General features: G+C 44.4%; 6 protein-coding genes. 3 read left to right on the top strand and 3 right to left on the bottom strand.

The genetic code is table 11. The annotated features are described in order from the left end of the window. On the bottom strand, positions 1-2,546 hold a 2,546-nt coding region (locus LUQ50_RS10565; RefSeq protein ID WP_300039799.1), incomplete at its 3' end, for a PAS domain S-box protein. Positions 2,547-2,809: 263 nt separating this feature from the next. Next, a complete protein-coding gene (locus LUQ50_RS10560) occupies positions 2,810-4,573 on the bottom strand; it encodes a PAS domain S-box protein (RefSeq protein ID WP_300039798.1) in 1,764 nt (587 codons plus the stop codon). 232 nt (positions 4,574-4,805) lie between these two features. Between LUQ50_RS10560 and LUQ50_RS10555 the strand changes: the two genes are divergently transcribed. Together LUQ50_RS10555 and LUQ50_RS10550 are read left to right on the top strand one after the other, a co-directional pair. Beyond that, on the top strand, positions 4,806-5,033 hold the full coding sequence (locus LUQ50_RS10555; RefSeq protein ID WP_300039797.1) for a hypothetical protein: 228 nt from the start codon (positions 4,806-4,808) through the stop codon (positions 5,031-5,033). 9 nt (positions 5,034-5,042) lie between these two features. Beyond that, a complete protein-coding gene (locus tag LUQ50_RS10550; RefSeq protein ID WP_300039796.1) occupies positions 5,043-5,357 on the top strand; it encodes a hypothetical protein in 315 nt (104 codons plus the stop codon). A gap of 22 nt (positions 5,358-5,379) precedes the next feature. Here the strand turns inward: LUQ50_RS10550 and LUQ50_RS10545 are convergent, their stop codons facing one another. Then, positions 5,380-5,745, bottom strand: coding sequence for a response regulator (locus LUQ50_RS10545; protein WP_300039795.1), 366 nt, complete (start codon positions 5,743-5,745; stop codon positions 5,380-5,382). 350 nt (positions 5,746-6,095) lie between these two features. Between LUQ50_RS10545 and LUQ50_RS10540 the strand changes: the two genes are divergently transcribed. Continuing rightward, the coding region (locus LUQ50_RS10540; protein WP_300039794.1) for a hypothetical protein at positions 6,096-6,766 on the top strand (671 nt) is incomplete at its 3' end.

The following is a 6,766-nucleotide window of genomic DNA, read 5'->3' as shown; positions in this document are numbered from 1 at the left end:
TCCAAAAGGGTTGCAAAGACTTTCCTGATGATAGGATCTGCATAGATCTCAAGGTCTTTAGGAATGTGATTCAATATGCTGAATCCATTCAACGAGACCTCATCCTTTGCCGAATCAATTACCGCATGTATCCGTTGCCATCCGCTGGAAGCAATCCCAAATTCTTCATATTTTTTGGTGAATTCGATGGTGCGTTCAATTCTTTCGCCGACTTGCTGGGCTCGGGAAATGTATTCACGGATTATTGCAGGGTCTGATTCTTCCATCGCCAGCAGTTGGAAGCCCCGTACTACAGAGAGTTGGTTGAGAATATCATGCCTGGTAAGACCGGTAAGTAATCTGAATTTCTGGTTCGCTTCATGAAGAGCCTCCTCAGATCTTATCCTCTCCGAACGATCCATAGCGATACTTAACAGTACCTTTTTTCCCTTCCATTCGATGATCTTTACATACGTATGAAGGGGGAGTATGGAACCGTCCTTTCTGAAATGCTGTACATCAAAATCAATAGCACCTGTTTCGAGAATCTGCTTCGCCCGTTCAGCAATTAACTGCTCACTCTCAGGAACGTCAATCTCATGGAGGTTTTTTGCCAGAAACTCTTCGCGGGTATATCCGTGCAACCGGAACGTCTGATCATTGGCATAGAGCATGGTGCCGTCAAAATCATGGATGGTGATAGATGACGGTGATTCATCAGAGATATGGGCAAGGAGTTGGAGAAACTCACTCTTCTGTTTTCGGTCGGTATCATTAAAGATTACCCCGTCAAAGATCAGGTTGCCATATTCCATTGATGGGCTCGAAAAAGCATTCAGCCAGATGATTTCTCCAGAGGGCTTTGTATACTGCCCCTCAAATTCCCAAAGCGTTTTTGTCCTGATAGCATGCAAAATTGAGTTTCGGAATTTTTCCCGTTCGTTTACTATGAGACCCTCAGTAAACCGGTCATCAAAAGTGGCAGGGTCATTATCGATACCAAGGATCTCACGGCTGCGTTCGCTGATATACGTAAAATTCCATTTTCCATCAGGATATATGCAGAACCGGTATACGACACCGGGAATGTTACTGGCCATTGCATGCAACTGATGCTCATTTTCCAGCAGTTTTTCCCCCTGGCGGGTTATTTCATCAAGATTTGAGCGAAGCTCTTCTTCTGTAGCAGATATCTCCTCATATGCAGCATGGAGCTCTTCATAATTTCGGAGGAGAGTCAGTTCAGCCCGTTTTCGCTGAAGAATTGTCCACATTCCTCCCATCAAGAGTTCTATCTGACGGATATCAGAGGGGCTATAATTATCAGACTTATTACCAACTCCTGCAACGATGACGATTCGATCTGCATCAAAAACCGGGACCCCGAGATGCCGTATCAGGCGTACATGACCTTGTGGGGTTCCCCTTTTCAGTGGACTTTCTGCGTCATAATCATTGGTGATTATTGGTCTTCGCTGTCTGATCGCTTCACCCCATAATCCGGTTGAAACAACCAGATAGATCAGAGGTTTTTCTTGCACCTGGCATTCTTGCATTGCTCCTTTAGACCAGGAATACATCGTAAGGACTGATTCATCTTCACTAACAAATGCAATATATCCAATTGTACTTTGAGTAAGCCTGACTGCCTCATTCAGGGCAAATTCTGTAATATCATGTTCTGAATCGCCAATCATCAGGTTTAACTTCAGGAGAGCTTCAAGACGTGATTCGTCCAGGCGTAATGCTTCTTCTGCCCGTTTACTCTCGGTAATATCCCTGATCGATTCGATCGCCCCGACAATCGTGCCCTGATTATCATAAAGCGGCGAGGCAGTGAACCATAATGATACACCCATTCTATCATGAAAGTGAGGAAGAGTTTTTTCAGAAGAAAGAAACACTCCTTCACGTTTTATGGTGGGATACTGAGCATACGTGCCAGGATCATCCTTTAGTATCAGGTCAATAAGAATTGGACGGCGTTCGAGATAGAACGGGAGAGCATATTCATAATCTCCTTTTCCTACGATATCCTGGGCCTTAACCCCGGTCATCTGTTCCATCGCCCGGTTCCATGCAATTACCATTCCATCGGTATCGATTGCAAAGGTTGCATCAGGGAGGAAATTAATGATATCTGCCTCACGCCGTTCATGATCGCTAACACTAGCTTCTAATCTTCTCCGTGTTACCGACTGCCTCACCTTATGGACAAGCTCAACAAACTGCGATTGTGGATCTCCACCTTTCTGGACATAAAAATCTGCTCCTTCATTTAGTGCCTGGATTACGACCGTTTCCCGTCCTTTTCCGGTGAAGAGGATAAAAGGAATAGAATTCCCCGAACTCCTGACGGTTTTGAGAAATTCGATTCCATCCATCTTCGGCATCTGGTAGTCAGAGATGATCACATCAAATGAGTGATTCGATAGAAGTTCTATTGCCCTGGCTGCTCCAGGAACGGTAGTGACCGTGAAATCTCCGAGGCGTTCAAGAAAAACCTTACCAAGGGTGAGCAGATCCTCTTCGTCGTCAACATAGAGGGCGTGAATCTCTCCTATCATTTCATGGATACCTCATGAGATCGTAACTTTCTATCAGAGAACATGGTTTTTTAAGATATCTTATAGTTTCATATCAATTACATAGATATTAAGTCTCGGTTTCAGAATCATCACCTCGGTGATGAAAAGTCAATCAGGGATGCAACAAAAGAGTAATAGAAACAAAGGTCCCCAATCGGGTCTCATCATCATGCCAGAATCACAGGAATGCAGGAGAATCAAGAATTCGTGAGAAATGGGCGGTATTACCAATACCGTTTACCTTATCGCTTCGGAGTAATCTGGTAATGCTTCCGAATAAAATCCAAAACCTTTTCAGATTCTGCCCACCGCTGATCCAGGTTTGTAATGCTGTCATCAATGATCTCTACCTGTTCATGGATTCTTTTGCTTGTCTCTTCTTCGTAGTGAAGATCTGAAAGTGCCATGATGAGAGAGAGAGGATTTCTGATATTATCATTCAGATAAGCCATCTGTGCCAGATTTTGTTGAATCTGATCCAATAACCTGGTCTTCTCCTGTTCAAGTTCCGTTTTCAGGGTTAGATCTTCACCGGATGAGAGGGTTCCGATGATCTGACCCGACGGGGTTTTTATAAGAGTATTTACCCAGGATACACGGATTCTTCTCCCATCCCGTGCAATAATCTCATTTTCATGAAAGGAATATTCATCACCGGTCCCCTCAATGATAGCATTGAAAGTATCCTTCACTGAGTTTCTCAGTTCAGGAGGAATAAAGGTATCAAACCAGTTCAGACCGATGATCTTGTCAGCAGGAGCCTTTAGCATATCAGCTCCTTTCCGGTTGATCAGTACGACAGTCCCTTCACGTGAGATGGCAACGATTATCACCTCGGCAATATTCAGGTATTGTTCAGCCCGATCACGTTCGGTCCTGATGATCTCTTCGATATGTTTTTGTTCAGATATATCAGTGATAGTACCAATCATCCGAACCGGTTTTCCGTCATCATCCCACGATACCACTGATCCCCGGTTCAGAACCCACTTCCATGTTCCATCTGACGTCGCTATCCGGATATCAACTCGCCAGCGGTCGGTTTTTCTTTGTATATGCGCTTTTAGTGAGGCGAGTGCCCTTTCCCTGTCATCAGGGTGAATCCGTGATTCCCATGATTCAAACCTGGGATCCATATGAGTTTCCCCAATAATGGCAGCAAATGCCGGACTGTAATACACCTCTCCGGTATTCATGTTCCAGTCCCAGAGACCATCAGAAGTGGTTTCCATGGCAAGACGGAACTTTTCTTCACTCTCCTTCAGTTCCTCTTCGATCACTTTCTTTTCGGTAACATCAGTATAGATTGAAACTATCTCCCCGGAAGACAATTTAAAATGAGAGTTTTCGTAATACGAAAGGATGTTGTCACCTGAAACGATCTTTGATGGATAGGAAATTATCTCCTCGCTCCTCCAGACTTCCTGTAATTTCGAGACGATGGTATCATCATATGCCACCGGATTGACTTCTGCCAATGATCTGCCGATTACTTCTGATTTTTGTTTATTCTCATATCTGAGTGCGGCCTTGTTCATGTCCTTGATGAGATAATCAGAATCTGTCTCTCCCTGGTTGGCAACCTGAAAAATTGCAGAACCGCTGGGCATGGTATCAAATATTCCTCTGAACAGGGCTTCTTTTTCCCGGAGTTTCTCTCCAGCCTGCTTTATCATCTGTGAGAGGAACGAGGTTACCCAGGCGATGAGGATAAAAATACACACCCTGACAAATGCCTGCAGCAGGACTTCAGGATCCCGGGAATGGAGTAGGATGAGGATAAAATAGGTAAGGGAAAGAATAATCGAGAAGATAAACCCTTTGCGGCTATAAAAAATACAGGCTATAAGAATCGGGAAGTAGTACAGGTTTTGAAAAACGATGGATATGTGCATTCGGAGAAAAAAGATGCTTACCGCGAGGCAGATGAGTGTTGAAAACACCAGGACTACAAGAGGCCACTGCGTAATATTGGGTGTATTAATCGCATGCAGAGGGTGATTCATCCAGATTTTTCCCATATCAATTATGATTTCTTTGTAATTGATCACTCTCCGGGATCATTTATACGTGTTCTTTTTTTCGTCTCACCCGGGTCCATCATGAGCTGCCAAATGGTAAGCGAGGATTACCTGGTAACCTCCGGGTTCAGAGGGGGAACCATCATCATTTTGGGCATTTATACCCTGACGGATTGTATGACTTATTATGCACCGCACATGCGGTGAAGAGTTACGTATGAAAGCAATAGCAATAGTCCTTATCCTTGGCTTAATCGCCATCGCTGCAATCTTCCCGGCGTCAGCCGCCGGTCAGGGTGGCAGTGGAAAGATGCTGCAGAACGGATCCGGAGCAGGGACCGGTGTATGTCTGAATCCTGACTGTCCACAGACCGATTGTCCAAATAATGGAACCCAGCCACGGGATGGAACCGGCATGCAGTATGGAAAGAATCGGTACTCCTAAACCGGTGAAATGATGAAAAAAACTGCACTTGGCGTTGTTGGAATCACTCTGGTCGCAGTAGTTATTATCATGATGGTAATCCTTCCGGTCTCCGGGGCAGGAAAGACCGGCCCCCAGGACGGGACAGGTAACCAGTTCGGCGGAACGGCGTATCAGATGGGTGGAAATGGAAATGGAACCTGTATTCAGGGCACCTGTTTACATACCGGAACCAGGCCATGCAATGAAGCCGGTATGCAATGCGGCCGATCCGGAAATAAATATGGAAATGGTGGACATGCAGTACACCATGATCAGAGAAATGCCCAACAGAACAGGGCATAAAACCTCATTTTTGATCCAAAGATCACACATTCTCAACGATTCTTCGAATCGCGGTAAGGAGTATTTCTGGATTATAGGGCTTGACAACATACCCGATTGCACCACTCCGCATCGCTAGATCAATAACCGTGTGTTGTCCGGCAGACGTACACAAAATTATTTTTGCTTGAGGATCTATAACCCTGATTCTCTGTAGGGTATCAATTCCGTTTATTCCCGGCATAATCAGATCGATAAGCGTAATATCAGGATTCAGTTTTTGATACAGAGATATTCCGGTCTCACCATCAGATGCATAGCCAGCGATCTGATACCCACCGGAGGAAAGGATCACCGTAGCCCGTTCCCGATCCTCCTTGATATCATCAATGATAAGAACATGGGTCATATTATCAATATTCTAACAATCCGGAGTTGAATCTCTATACCAGGTATCATTCCTAATGGGGTGGGGGCACACAATTATAAAACAAATTTGTATTAAAACAATAAATTCTTATTTGATTGCAGACAATTCTTTTTACTCATCTCATTCGTACAAAAACGGCTAATACGTTTTCAAAACGAGGGCATGACACCATTTATGTATGATGAGGTCGTTCATCGTAATAAGATTTCGAAATGCAACGCATTTGATAATATTAAATTCTAATAATGTAACATAGTACTGCAATTCTGATCCCCTACACCCTCACAATCTTCCTCATCGGATCCACGACGCAATGACGAGTAATGCTTATGCCTGATGTTGAATCCGAACAAAAACCTCAATTTCGGAATGCATCTCCTGCTCGTTATCAGATAAAGGGGAGTCAGGCTCAGGTTTTGATATCCACCAATAGTGGAACTATTTCAGAGTACCAGGTACATGAACCTGAACTCAGCCCTGAACTAATCCAGGCATGTTCTGCCCTGCGGGTGCAGATCAAGCAGTTATTGCATGATAAACAGGCATATCACCGATTATCCAGAAATTTTTCACGTGAATTCACTCGCATCACCAAAGAACGCTTTCCATCATTCACTGCAAAAGAGATTGAGAAACTGGCCTACTTCATCAACCGTGATGCCCGCGGACTAGGTAAAATTCAGCCACTGGTAGAGGATCCGGCTGTTCAACTCATATCCATTACAGGCCCAAAGCAGATCATCACCCTGCAACATGTGGAACATGGCCTGCTTTTTACATCACTCATCCTGTCAGAGGCTGAAATTTCCCAGTTGATTAAAAAACTCTGCAATCGGGCAACAAAACAGGTATCCAACAGTTCTCCCCCTCATGAGATAACCCTTCGATCAGGTCTGCTCGTAAAATTTTCAGAAACTCAGGGTGATTCAGGCACAAGATCGATACTGATCGAGAAACCAGACAGGGTGTTGGATATTCCATCATCTTCTCATTCCCCATC

This window comes from Methanospirillum sp. (assembly GCF_028679455.1).
GTDB lineage: Archaea > Halobacteriota > Methanomicrobia > Methanomicrobiales > Methanospirillaceae > Methanospirillum.
This window is presented reverse-complemented; position numbering and strand designations above follow the sequence as displayed.

Coding starts and splice junctions, on each gene's coding strand:
- LUQ50_RS10560 (WP_300039798.1), bottom strand. CDS start 4,573: ATGAATCACCCTCTGCATGCGATTAATACACCCAATATTACGCAGTGG.
- LUQ50_RS10555 (WP_300039797.1), top strand. CDS start 4,806: ATGAAAGCAATAGCAATAGTCCTTATCCTTGGCTTAATCGCCATCGCT.
- LUQ50_RS10550 (WP_300039796.1), top strand. CDS start 5,043: ATGATGAAAAAAACTGCACTTGGCGTTGTTGGAATCACTCTGGTCGCA.
- LUQ50_RS10545 (WP_300039795.1), bottom strand. CDS start 5,745: ATGACCCATGTTCTTATCATTGATGATATCAAGGAGGATCGGGAACGG.